The sequence below is a fragment of the Halobacillus sp. B23F22_5 genome (assembly GCF_043497085.1).
Lineage (GTDB): Bacteria > Bacillota > Bacilli > Bacillales > Halobacillaceae > Thalassobacillus.
In genome coordinates this window covers 617842-643526 of the sequence record NZ_JBIEKI010000001.1, presented here as the reverse complement: position 1 = coordinate 643526, position 25685 = coordinate 617842, and the positions used below count along the sequence as shown (strand labels likewise).

Genomic DNA, 25685 nt, shown 5'->3' with positions numbered 1-25685 from the left:
TCACCTGTCGCTCATTAACAAAGGAGCGTCGTGATCAAAGATTTGTTTGAATTTCCACCTTAAATTGTCACTAATAAGTGTTAGGAAGAACCCGCAACTGATTCTTATGATCTATTATGTCACATATTCACTAAAACTTATTATTCATCACCCCCAAATACACCTGTCGATTTAAATGATTTATTGTAAATTAATGTAACATTTTAGTCCTATTTTGCTATAATTAATAAGGTTGTTAAAAAATATAGGGAGTTGGTTCTATTGAATGATAGTTTTTTCTTGAAGGTAAGCATGTTGTTCACGATCGCGTTAGGCTTGTTATTTTCCTATGATTTTATCTCTTTAGCGGAAGCAAGTTCACTAAAAGGTGTTGCTAATCAAGAAACCACCTACGTCTTTTCTACGAAAAGTACAAGGTCAGAAGCATTAAAAAGCTATGATAAAGGAAGTATATTAACTTTTCGGGACCAGGATGAAAATGATAATTGGTATAGAGCCGTTGTTTATGTAGACGGGGAAAGTAAAGAAGGTTACATACATACCGAACATGTACATCCCATTACCACTGATCCCAAACAGCTTACTGGGATCGCAATAAAAGCTAAAACTGCCGTTTTTGAGCTCCCAAGCCGTCGTGCAGGTATATGGAAAAGCTACCACTCGGGATCAATATTATATTATGAATCTTTCACTTCCAATTGGTACAAAGCAAGAGTATATGTAAATGGTAAAGCCAAGACAGGCTATATAGCAGCTGAAGATGTAGAGCAGCCTGTCGAAGACCCTGTCACACTTTATGGGGTCGCCATGAAAAATCAGACTCATGTATATGAACAAGCTAATTCAACTTCTGATTCATTAAAATGGTATATTCACGGTTCGCTATTAAAATATGAAACTTATATTTCCGGCTGGTATAAAGCGACTGTTTTCGTGAATGGCAAATCGAAAACCGGGTATATTTCTGTGAAGGATGTGGAACAACCTGTTAATGATCCCGTTATAAAATACGGAGTGGCACTACAACCAAGGACTCCTATATATAAACGGGCAAATAAAGGATCCAAGTCCTGGAAAACTTACTCTTCTGGCTCTATCCTGAAATATGAAACCTATGTGTCGGGTTGGTACAAAGCAAGGGTTTATGTGGACGGAAAGCTAAAGACGGGATTTATTTCGGCAAACGATGTCACAGAACCAACTAACAAACCAGTAACTCACTTAGGGATCTCTCTTAAACACCATACGAATGTTTATAAAAAAGCGAGTAAGGCTTCAAACCCTTTAAAAAGTTACCCTTCCGGCTCTAAGTTAAAATATGAAACCTATGTGCCTGGATGGTATAAAGCGACTGTTTTCGTGAATGGTAAAGCCCATACTGGATATATTTCTGCCGCTGATGTAGAAGTTCCTGTGAAAGAACAAAGCAAAGAAAAAGGAATAAGTTTTAATGGGAGCGCATTGGTTCATGCCAAACCGAGTAAGTATTCGAAAAAATTAAAAGGATATAGGGAAGGATCTGTATTACAATATAAGACATATATGAAAGATTGGTATCAGGCCACAGTTTATATTAACGGTGAACGCCGAACTGGTTATATACATAAAAGTGATGTCATTGATATCAATTCTACACAAAAAGATTATCGCGGGGTAGCGACGAGAAACAGAGTATATGTTTATTCGAGCACTTCCACCCAATCAAAAAAGGTCAAAGGGTATGACGAGGGAAGCATTCTAAAATTTAAGTCTTACACAAGAAATTGGCATGAAGCAACTGTTTATGTTAATGGAGCCACTAAAAAAGGCTACATCCATAACAGTGATCTTGACTTGGTTTCAGCTGATGACAAAATCATTAGAGGAACTCCAGTGTTGGATCAGTTCCCTGCCTACCCAACCGGATGTGAATCAGTATCGGTAGCCATGCTTCTGAAAGGTGAAGGATATGATGTTTCAGTTAGAGATGTAGTCAATGTTCTTCCTAAAGGGCCTAGACCCTATTGGTTCCAGGGCAGGTTCCGGGGAGCCAATCCTGAGGAGGAGTTTGTCGGCCATCCAAGCAATAGCAACAGTTTCGGAGCATTCGAAAAACCAATGCTTAAGGTTGTCGATCACTATACCAACGGAAAAGGAGTAAAGCTGACTGGTAAATCCTTTAATGAACAGTTAGCCGTAGTAAAATCAGGTACTCCTATTGTCATGTGGGCGACCATTAATCTTCTACCGAGTTATCAAAGTCTTTCATGGTACGACAAAAATTATAATAAGGTGACTTGGCAGGCTAATGAACACGCTTTTGTTGTTGTCGGCGTTTCTGAAAATAACTTGATTGTCCATGATCCTTATATTGGGGAAAGAGTCGTCTATGACAAGGAGTTAGTCAAAGAGCGGTGGAATGAAATGGGAAGAAGAGCAATTACCATTAATTAATAAATTTTTTGTAACTTAAAACCCCCAGCCTCGGCCGGGGGTTTTAATGTACTATCAGTTGATAACAATATGGACAAAGTCCTGATGAACCCACCCCGATTCAGTAGAATCAGGAATCTGAATTTTAACATATTCATCTTTTACAATGAATTGGCCATCTTCCAGTACAGCTCTCAAGAAATCTCCTGGATATGTTTTACCAATAATATCTCCATTTGGAGCGTTACGGATGTTCAATCTAGTTGAAACGTCTTCGTTGACTTGGATTAAGTTGTTCATTGCAAGTGATTTTCCATATACCCAAACTGTTCTACCATCTACTAACACTCGATACCATCTGTTGTCATATGGATAGCTTCCATTTTCACGCACATCCTCATTATAACCAAGAATGGTTACTTCAGAAGACTGCGTTAATGTCCCAACATAGGTCGAAGAGGATGTATATGGCAGCGTACGATAGTTTGAGTTTTCCAGCAATGTAGCTGTTATGCCCTCCGGAAAGTTTATAATTACATCTTCCGGGTATGGCTGGCTTTCAGGAATATTGCGCCCGTAAGTACCAGATGAACTTTCATTCATTGGCATGATAGAGGCTGAAGAATAATGCTTTGCATCATATGGACGGATGCTTTCCATCAACCTTGCAATACCATTTTTCCAATTTTGGTCGGTTGCATATCTGACGTTCATACCAATCAGTGTTGGTCCGTTATAATACCGCCCATCAGGATTCAGGTAATTTGTTCTGACCATATAGGCTACAGAGTTGATGCTTTCTGCCTCTGTCGGATAATAATATCCACAAGTGAATGGGCAGACATCATACGCACCATAACCGTATAGATTGTTTTTGTAATCCATCAGGTTAGAGCCGCCCCAGCCTGTTTCCCAAATCGTATGTGCAACAAGATAAACTGCATTGACACCATATTCATTCTGAACGTCAATAAAGTCTTGAGCCAAGTCCTTCAATGGACTTTCTGGTCTTGTCCGATTGAAGTAATCTACTATTTCCTGGGCAGTTACATTAGAGGGTTTTCTCAAATCCGTATCAATGTAGGTTTTATCTGGTTCTGGCTCTAAATTTGTAGTTACATCACTTTCAGCAATATACCCAGTTACATATTTGCCATTGATTAAAACCTTCACTTTATACCAATCCTCAGTAAAAGTGTAAACCTTAAGAATAGAGTCTTTTTCATATGACTTTAAAACGTTCGATTTACGTGAAGCTAAATCATGCACATTCACCTTGTCGAGGGCTCTTACTTGGAACGTGGATGTTTCATCAGTTAGTCCCTGGACATGGGTATTATGGATATACCCGGTTTTGCTTGCTCCATTAATATCCACAGTGATTTTATACCAATCTTCTGTAAAAGATTGATAGCCAAGTATTTCCCCTTGCTTAAAGGCTTTCAATACATCAGAACTTAATGTGGCTTGAGAATATACATTGGTCGGATCTGCTAATCCAATCCCTTTTAAGGATGCTGGAGAAGGGTCGCCGTTTTCCACATCTTCCTTATAGATATAGCCATTTCTCCACTTACCGTTACTATAGACGACTGCTTGATACCAATTTGTGGTGAAAGTTTGATACTTCAAAACAGTTCCTTGCCCATAAGTTTTTAAGACTTCGGAACTGGTTGTAGCATCCGCATAAATGTTCGTAGGGGCCTTAATCCCAATCCCTGACAGAGTAGTCGGATTAGCTACACTATTCTCTGTGTCACTGGCATTAATGTATCCATGTCTTCTTTTACCGTTCACGTAGACAGTAGCTTCATACCAGCCTGATATAAAGGTTTCGTATTTTAAAACCGTACCTTGGCCATAAGTTTTTATTACATTAGAGCTTGTAGTAACATCTGAGTAGATGTTGGTAGGGTTTTTAAGACCTATACCATAAATAACAGTTTGGTCGTTATCCCCGTTTTGCACATGATTAGCATTAATATAACCTGCTGTCTTTTTCCCGTTGACATAAACAGTAGCTTTATACCATCCGGAAGTGAATGTTTCATATTTCAATACTGTACCCTGACTATAACTTTTTAAAATATCAGCACTGGTTGAGGCTTTAGCATATATGGGGGTTGGACTATTCATGCCTACGCCCCTTAAAGTTGTTGGATCAGCATCTATATTTTCGACATGATCTGTCTTAATATATCCAGTACGATATTTTCCGTTAGCATAGACAGTTGCTTTATGCCATCCAGTGGTAAAAGTTTCATATTTCAATACTGTACCTTCAGCATAACTTTTCCAGGCAGATGAGCTGGTGGCAGCCTCTCTATAGACCTTCGTCGGGCTTTGCAAGCCTATTCCATACAGAGTAGTCGAAGAACTATCTCCATTGCTTACATCACTTGCTTTAATGTAGCCTGTTCTAAAGCTCCCTTCAGCATAAACGGTCGCCTCATACCAGCCAGAGGAGAACGTTTGATACTTCAAAACTGAGCCCATGTTATAACTCTTCCAGACATTCGAGTTTGTCGAAGCTTTGGAATAAATATTAGTAGGATCAGCTTGTGCCACCCCGTATAAAGTAGTTTGAGAATCTGCCAGATTCTCTACATCCCCTTTACTGATATAACCGGTAGTAGGATTTCCATTGATATAAACAGTGGCGACATACCAGTTTTCGTTAGAGAAACCACTGTATTTCAGTACAGAACCTTGCGCATAACTTTTCAGCACTTTAGATCCTGTTGAAGTTTCCGCATAAACATTCGTAGGAGCCTTTAAAGCAACTCCATGATATGTTTGAGTAGTTTCTATACTGGTCATTGTCAGGGACTTCTTTTCCATACCAGCGATGGAGACTTGTTCGTCGGTAAAACTTTCCTCTTGAGCTTTCACATCTTTTTCCTCTGCGTCTGGGTTCTCCTCACCTGGAAGCTCATTTGAAGAAGACTCAGTTTCTATAGTCTCTTCCTCTTCATTACCTTCAACGACCTTATCTTCAGCAGCTTTTTCCTCAGTTGAAAGATCTGCCTCATCACTACTTACTGACGTGTCTTCAGAGGAAATGTCATTCATCTCCGGCGATTCCTCGCCAGCCTCTCCTTCGATAGGCGATTCTTCCGTGACAGTAGACTCTGTGTCCTCATCTATTTCCTGTCCTTCTACACTTTTCGTTGAGGATAACTCGTCAGCACTTTTCTCCTGGTCTATTGTTTGCTGCTCACGGGAAGTACGGATTTGTTCTGCTTCTGCCTCATCAACCAAATAGTTTTGGTCAAGAAAACCAGTCCATACTTGTACAGAATCAATCCCTTCATAAGTGACCTTAGTATATTTATCACCTATTTCTTCGACAATGACTTCTGAATCATCCGGTATATGTACGAGTACATCACTATTTGCATCCTTTTCTTCCAGAAGTTTCACTTCTTCTCCGATATTATCAGAAAATACTACTCCAATAACCTTCTCATCTGCCTTAGTTCCCGTGGCGGCGTCCACCATATGTAATGGAATGAGCTGAATAAAAAGTGCAAAAACCATAAGAAGAATATTAACTTTTTTTAACATAGCGTTCACTAATCACTCCTCCATTTGTTAAATTTCATTTCCTGAAGAATTTTTACTATTGAAGCTATTAATATACTAGACTAGCGTCACCACCTTTTAGAATTTTATAGATGCACTTTCCTATTATGCCGAATTTTGTCAAAAATGTTAAGCCTATATTTCGATAAATTTCATAATTTTAATTTTAATTTACAAATATATTGCATCTAGTGGTTTATCATAGAAATTAAGTTATGTAAGGCCTATAAAATGGTTTTTTTACATAATATAAAGTGTCTCTTATACATTACATCGACAAATTCTGATAAAAGTAAATACTTTACCACTAAATTCCAGCTAAATTACTATTTAAACATTAAAAATTTCCCAGGCCCGTGCTGGGAAAAAAATAATATAAAAAAGGACAGCTGAATTTTAAATCCAGCTGTCCTTTTTTTAGTTGGAAGAAGCTAATCCTATTCCGCTTTGTTTTTTACTTACTTCTTCTCTATATTGCTGTTTTTCTTTTTTACTCATTTTTTTATATTTATTAAGGAATTCCTGGTATTGAGGAAGTACTTCATCAACGGATCCATATGCCTTCACTTCCCCATATTCCAGCCAGAGGATTTTCTCGCAGAATTCTTTCATTTGTCCTAACGAGTGGCTGACAAAAAACATTGTCTTTCCACTTTTTTTGAACTCATGCATCTTCGATAAACTTTTCTCAGCAAATGCTTTATCTCCAACCGATAGTGCTTCATCAATTAGCAGTATATCCGGGTCGATATTAACAGATATTGCAAACCCGAGCCTTGACTTCATTCCACTGGAATAAGATTTTACAGGCTGGTCTATAAACTTGCCAATTTCCGCAAATTCAATTATTTCATCCTCAAGCTCGTTAATCTCTTGCTTATTAAAGCCTAACATTAAAAGCTTTAATTCAACATTTTCTCTCCCAGTCAACTTTCCATCCAACCCGGTGTTTACTGCAATCAAGGCAGCCTGCCCATTGACTTCAACTGTTCCTGATGTCTCTGGTATTACTCCGGCAATAATATTTGAAAGCGTGGACTTACCTGATCCATTGACCCCCACAAATCCCACAATGTCTCCCTGCTCAACATCAAAGCTGACATTTTGGAGGGCATAAAAATCCTCCCCATAACTTTTCTTGGGGATGACCAAGTCTAATAGTCGCTCTTTGGGATTATTGAACAGTTTGTACTTTTTACTGATATTTTTTACTATGACTGATTTACTCATAAGTTAACACTTCCAATTTATAGAAAATCAACAAAATGTCTTCTGAACTTAACATGTAATGCTGCACCTATTACGAACAATAGTAATAACAGCCCAAAGAAATAAAGTGTATACTGCCATTCTTCTATAAAATACCATCCACCGGTCACCAAAGAATGACGATACCCTTCCACAATATAATAAAATGGATTGATTTTCATTACAGTCTGCACCCAGTGCGGTAACCCGCTGACATCCCATAGAATCGGAGAAAGATACAATAGCATTCTTAGTACTGATTGCAGTAACATTTGAACATCTCGAATTATGGTAGACAACGTGGAAGTGATTAAAGAAATGGCAAAAATCAATGCTACTACACCGAACATGTAAATTGGCAGCTGCAAATAATAAATCCCCATACTGAAAATCGAAAATCCTAAAAATTGCAAAATAAGAATGATAAACCCCAATAACATTAGATGAGAATAAAAATTAGCAAATATAACGTAATTGGGAATGACGCTCATTGGAAAATTCATTTTTGATAACATTTTGATTTTGGTATAGATCGATTTTGATGACTTCAATAATCCTTGATTAATGAAGAACCATACAACAATCCCGCCTAAAAGCCAGGGAAAGTAGTCGATATCACCAATTTGGCCTCTTTTATCCCTTAATATACCAAAACCAAATACAAACCAATAAATGGCTATTTGGATGGCAGGATTCAATAGCTCCCAGAACATTCCTAAATAATTATTAGAATTAGTACTCTTCAACTCATAAAATGACAATCGTTTAACCAAATAAAAATATTTGATCTGTTCCTTTAAAACAGTGACTGCAGCTTTCATTATTTATATCCCTTCTTCAATAAAGCTTAACTCTGACAAATGCCATTATATCCAATCTGATTTTGTTTAACAATTGGAATCTTCAAATGTCATCAAAATATAATCAAATCACATACTGATTATATTTATCAGGTCTTTATAAACCTGTCTACTACTCTTCTGGAAGCATTACCATCTTCCCATTCACAGAATCTGCGATAGAAATCTTCATACTGTTCCGGTTTGAACTTTTCTTCCCCGCTTTTAATTGCCGAAACTAACTCATCTGTGGTTTTAACTAAAGGTCCGGGGGCTTCTTTTTCAAAATCGAAATAAAATCCTCTTAACTGGTCGCGGTAATATTCTAAATCATATACATAAAAAATCATTGGACGCTTCAAGTTGGCAAAATCGAAAAATACAGAGGAATAATCAGTAATCAAAATATCTGAAACTAAGTATAAATCACGTATATCCGTATAATGGGAGAAATCATATACAAACCCTTCGTATTCACTCAAATCTAATTGATCCGCCACTAAATAATGCATCCGCATCAGCACGACATAATCCTCACCTAAATCAGCTTGAAGCTTGTCTAAGTTCAAGGGAGAAGAGTATTTATATTTTCCTTTGTGATGGTATTCATTATCTCTCCAGGTTGGCGCATATAAAAGAACTTTTTTGTTTAAATCAATACCCATTTGTTCTTTTAACCTACTAATATGACTGTCCTGATTGGCATTATATAAATAGTCATTTCTTGGATACCCGGTCTCAAGAACTTCTTTGTCAAAGCTAAAGGCTCTACGAAAAATCTCTGTCGAATAAGCATTCGGTGATATTAAATAGTCCCACTTACTTGAAGCTTTCTTAAAGTTCTTTTTATAACGCTGAATATCTGTGCCAGGCATCTGAACATCTTTCATATCGGCTGCCAATCTCTTTAAAGGAGTACCGTGCCATGTCTGTAAATACTCCGTATGCTTAGGCTTAGGGATCCATAATGGCAAACGGCTATTTGAAACCCAATAACGTGCCCTGTTCATCGCCACTAGCCACTTTATAGAAAAGCGAGGCACCATCTCTATTCCCTGTTCTTTGAAATAAGGGATGGAAGAACGGTCCATGCTCCAAATTAGTTTATATTCCGGATTATGTTCAGCCATATATTCATATATAGCCCGCGGGCTGTCGCTATATTGTTTCCCTAAAAAACTTTCAAAAATCACCAATTTCGAATCAACCGGCAATACTTTACCAGCGACTTTAAAAAATAGCTTATAAAGTTTTGTTAAAGAGGCTTTGATAAATGCCTTTCTTAAAATAGCTTTCATCTAGTTTAATCCCCCGTCATTTTACCAATCATTTGTTTGACTTTATTCACCACAGAATGCTTTTCTTTCTTAGATGGAGAAGCTTTCTCTTGGCTCTCTGTCACTTTAATTGAAAGGTTACCATGTTTAGTAGAATAAAGCCGGTAATTGAAGTTATTTTTTTGAACTGTATGACTCTCATCGTGATAAGAAAGACGGATATCCTTAGCGAAAGCGCCCTGAGCCAGTCGAATACTGAAATCTCCAATAAAGTCCAGTTGCTCCAGATCTTCAAATGGGATTTCAGCGTAAGCTTCCTCCCCAGTCTCCTTTATTTCGTAGAACTGGATCCAGGTAGATTTCCTACCCCTAAGATATAGTTGGACTTCTTGCATGAAAAGATCAAGTTTTTCCATTTTTAAAACTAATCGTTGTTGGTCGAAATTTACTTCTTTGAGGGTATAAGGCAAAACGAATTCCGGCTTCTCTTGTCTTATTACAGGCTCTTCATCATTCAATTCTTTTAGTAGTTTTTTCCAATTTTGCACAAATTGGTTATAACTGAACTTTTCCACTACCGAAAATGATTGATTTGAGAATTGATTTCTTTTATCTTCATCTTTCATCAACTCAATTATTCGTCTGCCAAGTTCATCTGTATCACCATCTCTTACTAAGTAACCATTTTCTCCATGAGTGATGATATCACTTGGGCCGAAATTAATATCATAAGCAATAACAGGCGTCCCGAAAGACATACTTTCGGTCATTACCATGCCGAAACCTTCAGAACGTGAAGTCATTATGGTGAGATAAGCACTTTTATAAACCGAGCCCATATCTGTCGTGAACCCTTTCATAACAATATTATTGGATAAGTTCAGGTCTTCTATCAATGAGTTTATGTTACTTTCTCTTTTATCCTTATAGCTAAATCCATATATCTCCAATACGGCATCAGGGTTATATTCAACAACCTTTTTGAAAGCTTTGATTCCGTCCTCTACTCTTTTTTTATAATGAAGGCGGGCGACTAGTATAACTTTATTTTTATCATATTCCTTCCCTATGCCTTCTTTATCAGGTTCAGCAACAAAATGAGGGATGACAGTATAGCTGGGCCTGTCACCGTATAATTTCGCTACCGATTCTTTTTGACCATTGGTCAGGAAGATATGCTTGTCAAACTCATTCAAATGATTGTAAAGTGTATCCCACACCGCACTAATTGGAGCATATTTTGTAAATGGTTTTGCAAAATGACTACTATGTGAGAATGTCACTTTGCGTACTGATGGATGTTTTACTTGAATAACAGTGTAGTCCAGATTTTTATCTGGGAGGTTATATAACCTGTCTCTGAATTCAGAAAATAACACCGGTGCCTTATCATCTTCTATCACTTGTTCAATCCAGTAGACATAAGCCTCTGCCATACTGGCAAAGGTGATTGACTCAGGAGCGTGCAGCTTGCATCTCACCCACTGTTTTTTATCATTAACTTCAATCGATATAAACGTTTCACCATTTTTACCTACATGATGGTGGAAGGTCTCTTTCCTGGTTTCAGGATCGAAATCTATCACTCGCGTCAGCTGTCCGCTGACTGCATACTCTTCCCGCTTGTAACGCCGCCTGGAATCATTGAAATAGTCGATATACATCAACTTTTCATCTTCATTAAAACGCTTATATTTAATGTATTTTCCGTTTATAAAATAGCGGTAAGCATTATCCCTTTTTTCATCAGGTTTACGTTCAAACCCTTTTTCTTCTTTCGCATGAGCATCATCATCAAGTTGAATTTCTTGATGTTTGGAGGGGTCGATATCGTAAAAGAAATTACGGATTTCGATGTCTTCAGACAACTCCCCAAGTTCTCTCATTTCTCTCAAATCTTTCTGTAGGTTCCGTTGATAAGAAATAGTAAGCAGCTGCACATCTACTTCAGGAAATTCATTCCTAAACATCTTCATGCGATTAACAACTGCTTTTGTCAACCCGCCTCTTTTAGAGGCGATAGTATTCAAGATAAAATATGGTTTCACTTGGATAGAAGACATTAGAAACTCCTCCTAACTAGTTCATAGCCCTGTAGTTTTAACCACAGGGCTACGTCATTACTTTCAAAAAACCTCTTTTACTACTCGCTCCGTTGCTTTTCCATCTTCTAAATAACAGAACTTATCATAAAAAGCTTGATATTTGTCTTTATAATCTTCTTTTATTTGATCAAGTCCAGAGAGGGCCTCAATGACTTCTGATGTTGTTTTTACAATGGGGCCTGGAGCTTTCTCTTCAAAATCAAAATAAAACCCGCGCAAGTCATCTCGGTATTCATCCAGGTCGAATGCAAAAAATACCATCGGCTTTTGAGTATTGGCATAATCGAACATGACGGAAGAGTAGTCTGTTATCAAGCAGTCTGTAATTGTATATAATTCTTGCACCTCTGGATACTTGGATACATCTATTACAAAATCCTGCATTTCTTCCGGTATCACTAATTTATTGCTGACAATGACATGCATTCGCAATAATATAATGAAATCTTCTCCCAGTTCCTTTTGCATTTGCTCTAAGTCCAGATCAAGTTTGAAAGTGAATTTATTTTTTGATTTTTGATTATCTCTGAACGTAGGTGCATATAAAACTACTTTCTTTCCTTCTGGTATACCCAGTTGCTTTTTCAGCTGTTCAGCAACTTGATAACGTTCTTTCTTGTAGAACAAATCATTCCTTGGGTATCCGGTTTCCAAAATAGTCCCTTGAAAACGAAACGCAGAACGAAAAGACTTGGTAGCATACTCACTTGGAGAAATCAGATAATCCCAATTTTTAATAGCATTACTGACTCTCTCGAGGTAATCATCGCTTCTTCCATGAATTTCTTCGATATCAAACAGCATTTTCTTTAAAGGAGTGCCATGCCATGTTTGCAAATACACAGTTTCCTTAGGTTTCTTCATGTAGGTAGGGAAATTTTGATTGTTGACCCAATATCCTGCCGTTGCCAAGTAATAGTAATATTTCGGACTTAATCGTTTGATTTTTTTCGTATTAGGGTCTTTGAAGCGGTGATTGCGATTATACACCCATACCTTTTTGTAGTTTAAGTCTTTCCTTACTATTTCTTCATAGATATATCGTGGGCTGTCAGCGTATTGTTTTCCTGTGCCACTTTCAAATAAAATAAGTGATTTGTCTACAGGAAAGCGGCGAAGTACTGAATAAAAAGCCTTCATAGTTGGGAAATACCATTTACTTTTCCTAAACCTTTTCCCCAGTTCATCCCAAATATAACTATTCTCTTTAATTATTCGTAATTTGTTGTTTTTCTTTGCCCTTTCAATTACTGAATAGATTCGTTCATTAGCACTCTGATCCTTATGTGTGATGAATTTATCACTGCGGATTTTGAATTCTTCTTTCATTTTGAAACCATCGTTTATTCTTTGCTGCAGCTTATCCAAAACCTCATCTACTTCAAAGACAATATCTCCGGGTAAGTCATTGTCCAAATCCAAATGGGAAGGACGTTTTCCGATAAACCTGCTGCGGTCGAATTGGTAGTAGACGATAGGTTTATGCAGGAAACTAAAATCAAATGCAACACTAGAATAATCCGTAATCATCAATTTACTTTCTTTTAGCAATTGCTGTACATCTACTTCTCCTTGAGTGATGACTTTTACAGGGGAATCTTCAAACGCATAACTATATTTTTGCATATTCGGATGCAAGCAGAATAGTACTTCTAAGTTATTTTCGTCTGCAATTCTGTGTAAGTCTGGATGATGGATCAATTCGTGATACCTTTGGTAATATTCAGTTTCTGTAAAGTTTTCTAGAGATCCTATATAATCACGCCAAGTCGGGATGATTAAAATCTGGTTTTTTACAGGGGTATCGGACTCGAACAATTTATCAAACCTCGAAAGTCCAGTAACAAATACCTCCTCCTCTTCATAACGGAAATCATTAATAATCATCTCTTTTTCAAATTCGGAACTAACTAAAAACAAATCAGTATCAAAAGCTGGCGAATTCTTCCCATAGTTAGCTACCATATTTTTCGTCCCCATAACACCATGCTGCAAAAACACCTTAACTGCTGTCACTTTCTTTTTAAACTTCGGTGACCGAACCGGATACAGATAGTCGGGGTGATGGGAACCAATAATCCTATTAGCTAATAAGGTATAGAGGATGTGACGTTTTGAACCGAATTCAATAACGTTACCTAAATGATCAATATTTTTTCTTTCAGGTGAATCTTTTTCTATTACATAATAAACTTCTTTGTCCGGATGATTTTCTCGCATATATTTAAAAAAGTGATAGCCGGTGTCTTGTGCTTTATATGGACGCTCCCCCACTAACCAAATATCTCTGCCACGATTCATCCACTTCAAAACCCTGGCAATTTTAAGCAATCTTTTCATGTATTGATAATTTTCATTTTTTAATTCAAACACTTCAAAAGAAAGGTTTGATTGCTTAAATGTGTAATACGGTGAAATAATACTGGCAGTATTTGAAGACTTAGTATCCGCGCCCCTTGTCAATAACCGTGTTTTAAAGGTGGGTCTTCCTACCCTTACCCATTTTTCCTCACTAAGGTCATGTATGTTTAATCTAAGGTATAAATCATATACCCCCTCATTAAGTAAAGGAGCTCCTGTTGTTTTATACAAAGGTACGTCCACCGTATATTGGTACCTATTCAACCCGAATTTCTTTCTTGTACCTTCAAAGTCATGTATTAAGGTTAATTTAACAACGTGCTGCTCTTGAGTCTCCCTCTTCACCAAAACAGCCTCTCCATTATTTACAGCTGAATTCCTGGTGAATAACTTACCAGAGATCATGTATTTATCTTTATCACGATCAGCTTTTTCTATTTGTATTTTTGTAGGGGATTGAGGTTCCTCATTAATTGTTAAAGAAATATTACCCTTTTTAGTGATATAAAATTGAAAAACATTTTCTTGGATGTGAATCGGACCATATGGCTCAACCTCTGTCTGTTGGAATCTTCCAAGTCTAATTAAGTAAAATGCTATATCTATGCCATTTTTATTGATTACCTCGGCCTTTTCTTTAATTCGATTCCATGTCTTCTCTTTAAGTGAACTTTTAGGAGTGGCCACTTTCAAATATAAATCAAAAATGTTAGTTGAGACTTCCTGTTGTAGTTTTTCTAAATCAGAGTACGTAACCTCAAATAAAAATTCATTACTTGGTTTTATTTTTCCGAGTCTACTTTCCGATGATGAGTCACGTGCTATAGCCCATAACTCCACTGCAGTATAGTTATTTCGTGCAAATTCCCCACTAAAGAAGACGGCCTTTTCTCCATACTTTATATCAAATTTGTTTTTTAATTTTTTTCCATTTTCACCTTTTTTGTTTTGCCTCAAGTTGAACAACATCAAATTCACCTGCCACTATTTTAATAAGTATATTCCTTCTTCACATAACTTCTCCATTTTCCCAGTTAACTTCAAAAGTTGTCGAACTTCTATTTCCTTTCTGTTCTGTAACTATCATTGTATAAATTGAACACTTAGATTATTGTGGTCACTTATAAGTGAAATCATAAAAAAAGCAGCTCTCCCAAACTGAGAGAGCTATAGGCTACCCTCAAATTGATTATTCTAACTTCTTCGCTTAATCTTAACTTATGCTACACCAATTTTTGTTGTATTATCAACTATTATTCCTGCAAACCGTTCTCCTTAACGATTAATCCCAATACGTACCAAAGTTCACCAACAATAGTTCGAAATTTAATCAGAGAATTAGTACGTTTGCTGGTTAAATTCAAAAAACTCCCCTGTAGCTATCCTTCACTGCTACTTGGGGAGCTTTTTGTATATTTTTGTAAACTATTGGATAGGCTTGTCTTTTTGTCCTGTTCCCTATAAAATGATTATAGCAATACCTATTATTATACCGGACTATTATTAACTAATTTTAAATAAATTGTTAAATTTACGTTATGACTGTGTAAAATTCGGCTATTATACTAGTAAACTAGTAAAACCTTTCATTTAACTGTTCAATAATTCGAGTTTACATTTTCCAGGAGGGAAAAAACATGAAAAAAGTAATAACCTATGGAACATTTGATTTGTTGCATTGGGGACATATCAATTTGCTAAGCCGTGCTAAAGAATTAGGAGACTACTTGATTGTAGCCATTTCTACAGATGAATTCAATGCTATTAAGAATAAAGAAGCTTATCACAGTTTTGAAAACAGAAAAATGATCCTTGAAGCGATCAAATATGTAGATGAAGTAATCCCTGAAGAACATTGGGAGCAAAAAGTAGAAGATGTCGTCAACCACGATGTAGATGTATTCGTGATGGGAGACGATTGGGAAGGCAAGTTCGACTTCCTGAAAGATTATTGTGAAGTGGTTTACCTGCCGCGTACTGTCGGAATTTCTACTACGAAAATCAAGAAAGAAATGGCAAAAGTTAATAATGGTTAGAGAATTACTTGTGAACGCCTATTTGATTATCTTTCAAATAGGCTTCACTTTGTTTAATGTATTTCCTCAAAGGAAAAAGACAGTCTTTGTCGCTTCTTTTGGGGATAATATTTTGTATGTGGAGAGAGCTTTGAAGGAACGATACAATGGGGAAATCATTATACTTAGAGACCCTGGCTGCCGAATCAACTTTAAAATGGATAGCCAGACAACGGTTCTCCCGTTTAATTTGAAGCGGCACCCTGTACAATTCATCCAGTGTATATATCATTTGGCAACATGCCAGAGTGTGTTCATCGATAATTATTTTGGTTTTTTAGCGGCTGCCAAGTTTCGAAAAAACGTGAAATGTGTCCAATTATGGCATGCTGCCGGAGCCGTGAAGCGTTTTGGATTGAAGGATCCATCTACTAAATATAGATCTGCTAAGGCGCAGGCTCGTTTCAACAAAGTTTATCAAACGTTTGATCATGTGGTCGTAGGTTCGGAAAAAATGGCATCTATTTTTAAAGAAAGTTTCGGGCTGACAGATGAACGTATGCTGCGTACCGGAGTACCGCGTTCGGACTTTTTTTATGATAAAAAAGTGTTAGAGAGAGTGGGATCTTCACTTCACCGCCTGTACCCTATTATTCAAAATAAAAAAGTCATCTTATATGCTCCTACTTTCCGTGATCACCAGTTGACCAACCCAAACATTCAATTGAATTTGCAACAATTATATGAGGAGTTAAACCAGGATTATGTGCTTTTGATGCGCCTCCACCCTGCTGTAAAAGCAAATTTTATAAATCCATACCCGAATTTTCTTATCGATGTCTCTTCCTACCCTAATATCAATGAGTTATTGGTAGTGACCGAAATTCTTATTACAGACTATTCATCGATACCTTATGAATTTTCTATTTTGGAACGCCCAATGATCTTTTATTCCTATGATTTAGAGGAGTATAAACGTTCGCGAGGCTTCTGGGAAGATTATCATTCCACTATTCCTGGACCTGTTGTTTCTACAACGGAGGATATTATTGCAACAATTAAACGAAATAACTTTAATATGGAACAAATCAAACAATTTGCCGAGCAATGGAATCAGTATTCCAAGGGAAATTCAAGCAGTCAGTTGATTGAAAAGCTTTATAAATGATAGAAGTATATATACGAGGAGAAGCAGGATGAAAAGAAGAGTGTTAGCGAGAAAGAGAAAACGAAAAAAATTAATTCGAAGAATGATTGCCGTTTTTATCCTGACGCTGGCAATCATCGGCGGCAGTTTAAGCTACCTATACTACCAAACCACAGAAGCTTCCAACAATGCCTACAATGATTTGAACCGGGAAAAAAGTGATTTACGTGTTGAAAATGTATCTATTTCAGATGATCCGATCTCTGTCTTATTAATGGGTGTGGAAGACTATGCAACAGGCGGCAGTCATGGCCGGGCTGATACTATTATGGTTGCTACCTTCAATCAAACAGAAGAAACGATGAAGCTCGTCAGCATCCCACGGGATACATTGGTGACCATTGCCGGTAAAGGTACCGAAGATAAAATCAATCACTCTTTTGCTTTCGGCGGGCCTAAAATGACCATTGAAACGGTTGAAGAGTTTTTAGATATTCCAATTGATTATTATGCGACCATCAACTTTCAAGGCTTTGAAAATATTATAGATATTGCCGGAGGTGTCCCAGTGGAGGTACCATTTAACTTCACCGAAAAAAATGCGGATGAGTCTGAAATCCTTCATTATATTGAAGGCGACATGGTATTAGATGGGGAAGAAGCACTTGGATATGTGAGAATGCGGAAACAGGATCCACGGGGTGACCTTGGGCGTGCTGACCGGCAGAAACAAGTCATGAAAAGCTTGATCAGCCAATTGACGAAGCCTGGCTCCTTATTGAAAGTTGATGATTTAACAGATGAAGTTGGAAATAATGTCACAACTAATCTGCAAATCCCGGAGTTATTAGCATTCTATAAGCAATATAAAGACTTCAACGTCGATAACATTAAACAACTTAATTTGTCAGGAGAAGGTGTACGATATAATGGTATTTACTATTATTCGGTATATGAATCTTCGATTAATGAAGTCCGCCAGTCACTTCGCAGCCACCTTGAGATGGAACAATCATTATCAGCAGGATCTGATGAGAAAACTGGAACTATGATACCATAATAAAAACACAGACTAGGGCATGCGTGTATGCATCCCGGTCTGTGTTTTTTATGTCCCAATCAAACTTAATAAATATAGAAACCTTACGTATTGTAGTACCGAAATAAAAAATCCGGAAGAAATTAACTTCCGGATTTTTTATTTACTTAAGCGCTTCTTCTGCTAACAATAACCCAATAGAGTAATTCTGTTTCCAAATTCTATCATAATTACTCAAAGGTACAGGCCGATTCCCAACATAGGGAGAGACTTCAGGAGTCAGACCAGGCTTTTTCAGAGAATCAATCACCCAATCCGTATACCCTCCCCCACTTGGATTAAGTGGCGGATGGAAGAGACTATACCCAGTTTTTGCACTTACCTTATCTGCAATTGCACGATATTCTTCTCTGAGCCCTCCATATGAGTTGAATGCCCAATATAAGATTTCTCCAGATGAGTGATAAGCTACATGAGAGTCAAAGTCATGTTTTTTAGTAAAATTATAAAGTGCTTGCACTTCCGGTTCTGTCAGAGGTGCTGTACCTTTATAATTGTTTGGACCAGGGGTTGAAGCGACGTACTTTATGTTCGCCCAATCAGCAGGATATTGTCTGTTTAGATCTACCCCTCTGGCATTTGCTTTCCACGCCGTAAAGTTTATACTGCCATTATTCATTCTGATTAGTTGATATTTATTACTGAAGCCATTAGGTCCGAATTGATTCAAGGTAACACCGTCCGGATTTACCATAGGTACATAGTAGATGGTTACTTGATTTAATAATTCTCTTACATCATAGCCATCTATTTTTGACCCTTTCACAAAAGCTCTGCTGTATTCATCGATTTGGTCCATGACTAAATTGGTTGTAATCCATTCCCGGGCATGATGAGAGGCATTAATAGTAATCTTTTTATCTCCATTTCCTACTTTCACCAAATATAAGTTCCGTCCTTCAACCGATTTACCGATAACATCGGTTCGGATCACCCCTGGATAAGCATTCCTCAACTTTGTAATATCCTTAACCATTTGGTTGTAAGAATAAATAGTCTTAGGATTGACTATCGGTCCGATATCAATCATTTTGTCTACTACATCGTTCTTGTGAATATAACCTATATGTCTGTTACCATCTAAATAAACAGCAGCTTCATACCAATTTGCTGTAAAAGATTTAAATTTTAATTTGGCACCAAAATTATAACCTTTCAGCGCTTTTGAATTTTTTGAAGTTTTATTGTATACAAAAACCCTATCTTTAACAGCAATGCCATCTAACGTTTTCCGCGGAGCATTTTCATCTATTACGTCTCCTTTTGAAATGAAACCTTTCTGCGGCTTCCCATTTATATAGACTACCGCTTCATACCAATCTTTCATTAACGTTTTATAGGATAATAGTTTTCCTTCATTATAAGACTTAAGTACATTTCTGCTTTTTCCAGGGGCTGAATAAACATTTACTTTGGAATGATAAGCATAGCCTTTTAAGCTCTCTTGATTTTTTACTGGTTCTTCAACATCGCTTTTTCGAATATACCCTGTAGTCCATTTTCCTGATTTATAAATAACAGCTTCATACCAGTTTGTTAAGAAAGTTTTATAATATAACAAGCTACCTTCCTGATAGGACTTCAAAGGTTGACTGTTACTGTTCGGAGTAGAATAGATATAAGTTCTGTTTAAAGCATAACCCGATAATTTTGTTTGCTCCTCCACAGGTTCTTCAATATCTTCTTTGTGAATATATCCAGTGTATTTACGTCCACTTTTATATATAGTGGCTTCATACCAGTCATTTAAAAATGTCCTATAGTAAAGCAAACTTCCCTGCTTGTATGACTTTAGTGAGGTACTATCTTTGCTAGGCTCAGAATATACATGTGTTTCTCGTAAAGCATAGCCGGATGACGACACCTGATTATCGACAGGTTTTTCGACATCATCGATATGAATGTAGCCGGTATGCCGCTTACCATCTATATAGACTACCGCTTCATACCATTCTTTCATATATGTCTTATAATATAGTTTTCTTCCTGCATTATAAGACTTCAAAGTTGCGCTTTGTCTGCCGGGCCGTTCGTAAACGTTAGTTGAAGATTTTATTGAAAACCCTTTTAAACTTTCCTGGTTATCAACCGGTTTCTCTACATCAGCAGCAGATATGTAGCCAGTAGTAGGCTCACCGTTTATATAAACTACAGCTTTGTACCATCCCTCAATAAAAGTTTTATAATATAACGTTTTACCTTGGGAGTAGTCTTTAAGTACCTCTGAATTTGTATTTGCTTCAGCATAAACATTTGTTTTACTTTTTAGTGCAATACCAGATAAAGAGACAGGGTCATCAACAGGCGCTTGCACATCATTTGTATGGATATATCCGGTTTTAGCCTTACCGTTTACAAATACAGTTGCCTGATACCAATCACTTAAATATGTCTTATAATACAATATATTCCCTTTTGGATAACTTTTCATTATTTTACTTTTATCACTTGCAAGGGAATATACATTTGTTAGACTATTTGCCGCTACTCCTGACAGATCTTCTTGGTCTTGAACCGGTGTTTCCACGTCATTTTTAGAAATATATCCTGTCCGCCATTCTCCATTCGCGTACACAGTAGCTTTGTACCACCCAGAAATGAAAGTTTGATACTTTAATAGTTTTCCTTGTGGGTAGCTCTTTAACGACATGGAGTCTTTGGAAGCTTTACTGTAAACGTGGGTTTGGTCTTTAAGTGCAACCCCATTTAAAGAATTTGAGTCTTCTACAGGTACTTCCACATCGTTTTCCATTATGTATCCTTTTGTTTCCCCTTCTGCAGTATTTACTCCTATTTCGTACCACCCATCTATGAAGGAGTGAAAAGATACTATTGTACCTTTCTCAATAGAATTCAATACCTTAGAACTGTTTACTGGGTTTTGATACACTTCCATTACATCAGCAATTACTACACCTTCTATGTATTTCTGTTCAGAGCCTACCAACGCAACTTCATCTTTATGTATAAAACCCTGCTTTTTTTGTTCTTCTACAGTAACTTCTACTAATAACCAGTTATTATCCGCTTCTTCTTCATGGTAATTGATTACTGCACCTGCCTCGTATTCCATCAAGACATCTGATTCGAAATCCTTTTCTCCATACACTTGAAGCGTATCATTTATTACTACTGCTCTGGCTGTCTCTGTATCTTCAGCTGCCGTGGAAACAGGCTGAATAATCATCCCCATCAATAAAATTATAAAAGTGATATGTAATAAATTTTTAAGTCTCAAGTTCGGTCCCCCTTTATAGTATTTAGGTATATTATATCAGTTCAAGGTCAATAAAAAAGTTCATTTTGAAATCTTTGTAAAAAAATATAATATTTTATCGAATAGATAAAAAACGAAAAACTAATACAGTGAAATTGTATAACCACTGGTACCACAGACTAACAAAAAAGATGACCTTGGTTACCAAGGTCACCTTTCACTGACTTAATACTTATTTCATAACTGCCTGTTCAATATTGTCCTTCGTCTTTTTTTCATTATGATGAGTTTTCTTCTTTTTTATCGGATTTAGCAGTCTTCTTCTTCACGGTGTCAATAACAGGCTTCTTACCACCCTTAATGACCCCTGTCATTTCAGCAAAGAGTTGCAAAAGTAATAGGAATAAAAATGTCAGCCCTAAAGCTAATGCAAAAGATGCATACGAAAATATGATACCTAAAAATCCGAACAGCGCACTGAAACCATATAAGATCAATACCGTTGATCGATGACTCAAACCAGCTGCAATCAGTTGATAATGGATATGCTGACTGTCCGGTGACATAATGCTTTGCTTATTCCTAATCCTTCTTAGAATGGAAAATAGCGTATCAAAAATGGGTATAGCTAGTACTAATATCGGAATAATGAAGCTAAAAAATGTAATACTTTTCATCAACCCCAATACGGAAATAACAGCAACGGAATATCCTAAAAAGAGCGATCCTGTATCGCCCATGTAAATTTTTGCTGGATAAAAGTTATGGGGTAAGAAGCCTAAGTTACTCCCGATGATTGCTACACAAATCATTACAGCAGCTGCATGATGATCAATAAACGCCATTACCATAATACTTGTCAAAGCTATCGTTGTAACACCTGTAGCCAGGCCGTCCAGTCCATCAATTAAATTGATGGCGTTCGTTACTCCGATGATCCAAAAGAACGTCAGTATCACTCCGGCAAAATCATTTAAAGGAATCATTCCGATCAATGGAATGGTCAGGTTTTCGATGATAAGTCCGGAACTGATTAATAGCACAGCTGCTATGATTTGACCCGTCAATTTGATTAGCGGCCGTATTTGATAACGATCATCCAGTAACCCTGTCAGCATAATAACTGTAGCCCCAAGGCAAATCGCCCAAAAATGTTCTATGTTCGGTTGTAAATATAACAAGCCGGCAACTACACCGGCGAATATTGCCATCCCACCCATCCTAGGGGTAACGGTTGTATGTATTTTTCTTAATTCCGGGTAATCCATCACTTTCAACTTTTTGGCGATTTTACGGACCGGAAAGGTCAACAAAAAGCTTGTCACAAAAGCGATCACTAAACCAATAAGTAAGTTGCTGATATCAAACATAGGGGGACCCCACTTTGTTGTTAAAATTATAATTCAGTCAAACCTCTTTCATTTTACCTTAATCTTCCGCATTCTTAAAGTGAGTAGTAAAATTGAAGGTCCCCGTTTACGAAATATTTACATTATCCAAGCTGCTGAATCAATTCTTCAATCGCTTGTTCGGTGGTTTCAATCTCTGCTGCTTCACTCTGTTTTATTATATTTTGTAAAACTTCGCTTAAATTTATGTCTTCCTTCATGATATTTACTCCTCTTCCCTTTTATTTATACCTATGCAAGGTAAGCTGTCTTGGTTTCTACTACATATATTTACATATCGATACGACATCAAACTTATTTTTCCGACCGTTTGCGTAAATATGAATTATTTCTACAAAAAAATAACAGAGGATTTGCTTTCATTCAGCAAACCCTCTGTTATTTCACTTCAAATTCAGCTATATAGAGGTTTCCGATCCATTCGTAAAGAGGCAGACCAATTAACTGTCAATGTATCCTTTTCCTGTTGTTGACTGAGCTCGAATAATTCCTCAAAGTAACGATCACTCTCTTCATATTGTCCCTGACAGTAATACTTAATTGACAAATAATGGAATAACGCTTTATCAAATGTTTTATTAAGTTTGATAAAGGCATTCGACTTGTCCAAAAAATAACTTAAATAGTTTTCTTCAATCCAACGAACATGATCAAGCATTTGCTTTTGATAATGGAAAATGGCTAAGAGTAGATGATAAATCATCTCCTGGTGGAGGGAAGAGATAGGCTGGTACAATTCAATTTTAGAGATGATTTCCTCTGCTTTATTATGTTCGCCTGTAAATAATGCTAACTGAAGGCTTTGTAATAAGTTATGAAGTCCTTGATCCGTTATATTGTGATTTTCAAAGTATGAAACAGGTCTGTCAAAATATCCACTAAGATATCTCGTGCTTGAGGGTGGCAATTGGATGAGCCCCTTCTCGAGCATTTCCAATTCTTCCATAGGGATGTCCAGCTGCTCAACCGTAATAGCATTGATATGACATAAATAATCAATCCTCGATTTTAAATTCATCATACGCCCTCCCGCATTGGATGTCAGTTGTTGATTAACATCAATGTTAGCACAGGGGAATCAAGAAGTTTGTCAGTTCTTGTAGCTGGTAACTGATTATTCTAAAAAGTTTTCGACAAATGCGGGTAATTTCCCGGGAAATAGTTTAAATAAGACAATATTATTTTCCCGGATTCTTCTTTCTCGACAGTAAAAACAGAATAGCTACAGCAATTATCGCCCCTGTCACATCCAGGATGACATCCCCGAAATATGGCGTGCGGTTAGGCGTCAACCCCTGGTGCCATTCATCTGTGATGGCATATATGACTGTCATAACCCAGGCGGCTGCCAGACGCACACTCACACTTAACTGGCTCGTTTTGGTTAGTGCGTAATAAATCAGTAATGTGAGTATAAGAAAAACAGTTACATGAGCGCCTTTTCGGATAAAGAATTCGACTAATCCTTCTGTCCCTAATGCATCGATGCTCACTTCCGAATGGTGATAGATGAAGTGGATCGGTTCTAGTATTGGTACCAGGAATGTAAGGTCAAGCTTGCCAGATAAAAAAGGTTTGATATCCTGCTCTTGATATGGCTGGGAGGAAGAATAAAAAATAACCGCCATCCACAGGATCGGAAAAATCCAATATTTCATGCTGAAAACTCCTTTCATGAAGAAAAAAACCTGCAAGCCCATGCTTACAGGTTTACGCTTCTTTAGAATCAGAATCTGTTTCATCAGCGTGTAGCTGCTCATGTTTCTGCTTCAGCTGCTTCGCTTTTTCACTATATAACTCAGCAACGGCTGGATAAATTTCTTCCAATTTGCGTTTATTCTGCTGTACTTCGTAATAAGCAATCACTTCTTCGTAGAGATGGATGGCTCTGCTGATATTTTCACTTGCCAGCATTTCAGCCTGAAGTAATGTTGCCAGTGTTTTTTCTTCTTCATTTGCGGCTGCTTTCTTTGCCTTTTCCAGGTAGTCATCAGCTGCCTCTTTATTCTCAAGGAAGTAGTTCACTTTAGCTATAGCGTGCAATTCTATGAATAGCCCTTCCTCCAACTCATGGTCTTCAGTCAACTGTAGCGCTACCCGATATTTCTCTAGTGCTTTTTGATATTTTTTCATCTTGTAGTAAAGGACACCCAGATTATGCTCCATCCGTGATTCTGTCACCGGATCCAAATCAAGCTTCCGCATTTTCTCGAAATAATGGATGGCCGTTGGATAGGATTCTTTAAGCATGTGTAAGACCCCTAGATAATTCAAAGCGATTGTAAGTCCTCGGTTGTTTTTTTGAGCTAAACTGAATTCATACAATCGCTTCATATAAGCAATTGCATGGTCATAATCATGATTGTTCATTGTAATTAAAGCCAGGTTCTGCATAATCGACACTACTTCATCCACATCACTTGTCTTTTCCAAAAGCCGTTCAAAATAAGCAAACGAGTCTTCCTTCTTTCCTTCATAAAAATATTTGACTCCGTAGTAATAAAATAGCGCTTTTTGAAAGGCTGACGACTCTATTAAAACATTATGGTCGGGCAGCATATACGCCAAATAGTCCGCTTCAATTTGTTTGGCTTCCGCTATATGATTATTTTTATAGAGATAAATGGATTTCAATAAATGAAAGATCACTTCCTGAGTCAGCGATGACATAGCCCATGGTTCATCAAGCGATTGAATGGTTTCTGCTGCTTGCTCCTTGTTGGTTAACAGCTCATGCTGAAGTGACCGCAGTTTACGAAACGCAGTAAGATCTTTTTCATTATAATCCACTAAATAGGCTACAGGTATCTGCCATACGTCTGCTAAATATGCAGCCTGACTTTGTGTCAGCGGTAAGCGCCCGGAGAGTATCTGCTCCCATTCGACTTCCATGATCTGCCCATCTGAAAAGTCGGGTGCTGGGCGTTTATGCGCTTTCATCAAATAATTCAGTCGATTTCCAATATTCATG

At 37.2% G+C, this 25685-nt stretch carries 14 protein-coding genes and 1 pseudogene; 4 read left to right on the top strand and 11 right to left on the bottom strand.

Annotated features, from left to right (window positions below):
* The first annotated feature begins 261 nt into the window (after positions 1 to 261).
* Positions 262 to 2433 carry a C39 family peptidase gene (locus tag ACGTN9_RS03030; protein ID WP_499590372.1) on the top strand — a complete coding sequence of 724 codons (2172 nt, stop codon included), beginning with the start codon at positions 262 to 264 and terminating at the stop codon, positions 2431 to 2433.
* A gap of 54 nt (positions 2434 to 2487) precedes the next feature.
* Here the strand turns inward: ACGTN9_RS03030 and ACGTN9_RS03025 are convergent, their stop codons facing one another.
* From ACGTN9_RS03025 to ACGTN9_RS03000, 6 genes and pseudogenes are all read right to left on the bottom strand, one after another.
* Positions 2488 to 5979 (bottom strand): glucosaminidase domain-containing protein, encoded by a 3492-nt coding sequence (locus ACGTN9_RS03025; protein ID WP_499590529.1) that lies wholly within the window; start codon positions 5977 to 5979, stop codon positions 2488 to 2490.
* A 435-nt stretch (positions 5980 to 6414) separates the two neighbouring features.
* Entirely contained in the window at positions 6415 to 7227 is an 813-nt protein-coding gene (tagH, locus tag ACGTN9_RS03020) for a teichoic acids export ABC transporter ATP-binding subunit TagH (protein ID WP_499590370.1), read from the bottom strand.
* 17 nt (positions 7228 to 7244) lie between these two features.
* Positions 7245 to 8066 (bottom strand): ABC transporter permease, encoded by an 822-nt coding sequence (locus ACGTN9_RS03015; RefSeq protein ID WP_499590368.1) that lies wholly within the window; start codon positions 8064 to 8066, stop codon positions 7245 to 7247.
* A 128-nt stretch (positions 8067 to 8194) separates the two neighbouring features.
* Positions 8195 to 9364, bottom strand: a pseudogene (locus ACGTN9_RS03010) (CDP-glycerol glycerophosphotransferase family protein); the annotation flags it as partial.
* 23 nt (positions 9365 to 9387) lie between these two features.
* Positions 9388 to 11424, bottom strand: a complete 2037-nt coding sequence (locus ACGTN9_RS03005; protein WP_499590366.1) for a glycosyltransferase — start codon at positions 11422 to 11424, stop codon at positions 9388 to 9390.
* Between the two features lie 63 nt (positions 11425 to 11487).
* On the bottom strand, positions 11488 to 14784 hold the full coding sequence (locus tag ACGTN9_RS03000) for a CDP-glycerol glycerophosphotransferase family protein (RefSeq protein ID WP_499590364.1): 3297 nt from the start codon (positions 14782 to 14784) through the stop codon (positions 11488 to 11490).
* Between the two features lie 680 nt (positions 14785 to 15464).
* Between ACGTN9_RS03000 and tagD the strand changes: the two genes are divergently transcribed.
* The 3 genes from tagD to ACGTN9_RS02985 are packed head-to-tail and all read left to right on the top strand — an operon-like array spanning position 15465 to position 18049.
* The gene (gene tagD, locus ACGTN9_RS02995; RefSeq protein WP_028784051.1) at positions 15465 to 15863 is read left to right on the top strand and encodes a glycerol-3-phosphate cytidylyltransferase; all 399 of its coding nucleotides are present in this window, start codon (positions 15465 to 15467) and stop codon (positions 15861 to 15863) included.
* Positions 15856 to 17010 carry a CDP-glycerol glycerophosphotransferase family protein gene (locus ACGTN9_RS02990; protein ID WP_499590362.1) on the top strand — a complete coding sequence of 385 codons (1155 nt, stop codon included), beginning with the start codon at positions 15856 to 15858 and terminating at the stop codon, positions 17008 to 17010. The genes tagD and ACGTN9_RS02990 overlap by 8 nt, the downstream gene beginning before the upstream one ends.
* A gap of 28 nt (positions 17011 to 17038) precedes the next feature.
* On the top strand, positions 17039 to 18049 hold the full coding sequence (locus tag ACGTN9_RS02985; RefSeq protein WP_499590360.1) for an LCP family protein: 1011 nt from the start codon (positions 17039 to 17041) through the stop codon (positions 18047 to 18049).
* 142 nt (positions 18050 to 18191) lie between these two features.
* On the opposite strand, the gene ACGTN9_RS02980 is transcribed toward ACGTN9_RS02985, so the two are convergent.
* The 5 genes from ACGTN9_RS02980 to ACGTN9_RS02960 form a co-directional block, all read right to left on the bottom strand.
* Positions 18192 to 21326, bottom strand: a complete 3135-nt coding sequence (locus ACGTN9_RS02980; protein ID WP_499590358.1) for a M14 family metallocarboxypeptidase — start codon at positions 21324 to 21326, stop codon at positions 18192 to 18194.
* A 257-nt stretch (positions 21327 to 21583) separates the two neighbouring features.
* Positions 21584 to 22675, bottom strand: a complete 1092-nt coding sequence (locus ACGTN9_RS02975; RefSeq protein WP_499590356.1) for a glycosyltransferase family 4 protein — start codon at positions 22673 to 22675, stop codon at positions 21584 to 21586.
* Between the two features lie 433 nt (positions 22676 to 23108).
* Positions 23109 to 23732: a hypothetical protein gene (locus ACGTN9_RS02970; RefSeq protein ID WP_499590354.1), complete on the bottom strand. Its 624-nt coding sequence runs from the start codon at positions 23730 to 23732 to the stop codon at positions 23109 to 23111.
* Positions 23733 to 23892: 160 nt separating this feature from the next.
* The gene (locus ACGTN9_RS02965; RefSeq protein WP_499590352.1) at positions 23893 to 24372 is read right to left on the bottom strand and encodes a VanZ family protein; all 480 of its coding nucleotides are present in this window, start codon (positions 24370 to 24372) and stop codon (positions 23893 to 23895) included.
* Between the two features lie 52 nt (positions 24373 to 24424).
* Positions 24425 to 25684 carry a tetratricopeptide repeat protein gene (locus tag ACGTN9_RS02960; RefSeq protein WP_499590350.1) on the bottom strand — a complete coding sequence of 420 codons (1260 nt, stop codon included), beginning with the start codon at positions 25682 to 25684 and terminating at the stop codon, positions 24425 to 24427.
* Between the last annotated feature and the right edge of the window lies 1 nt (position 25685).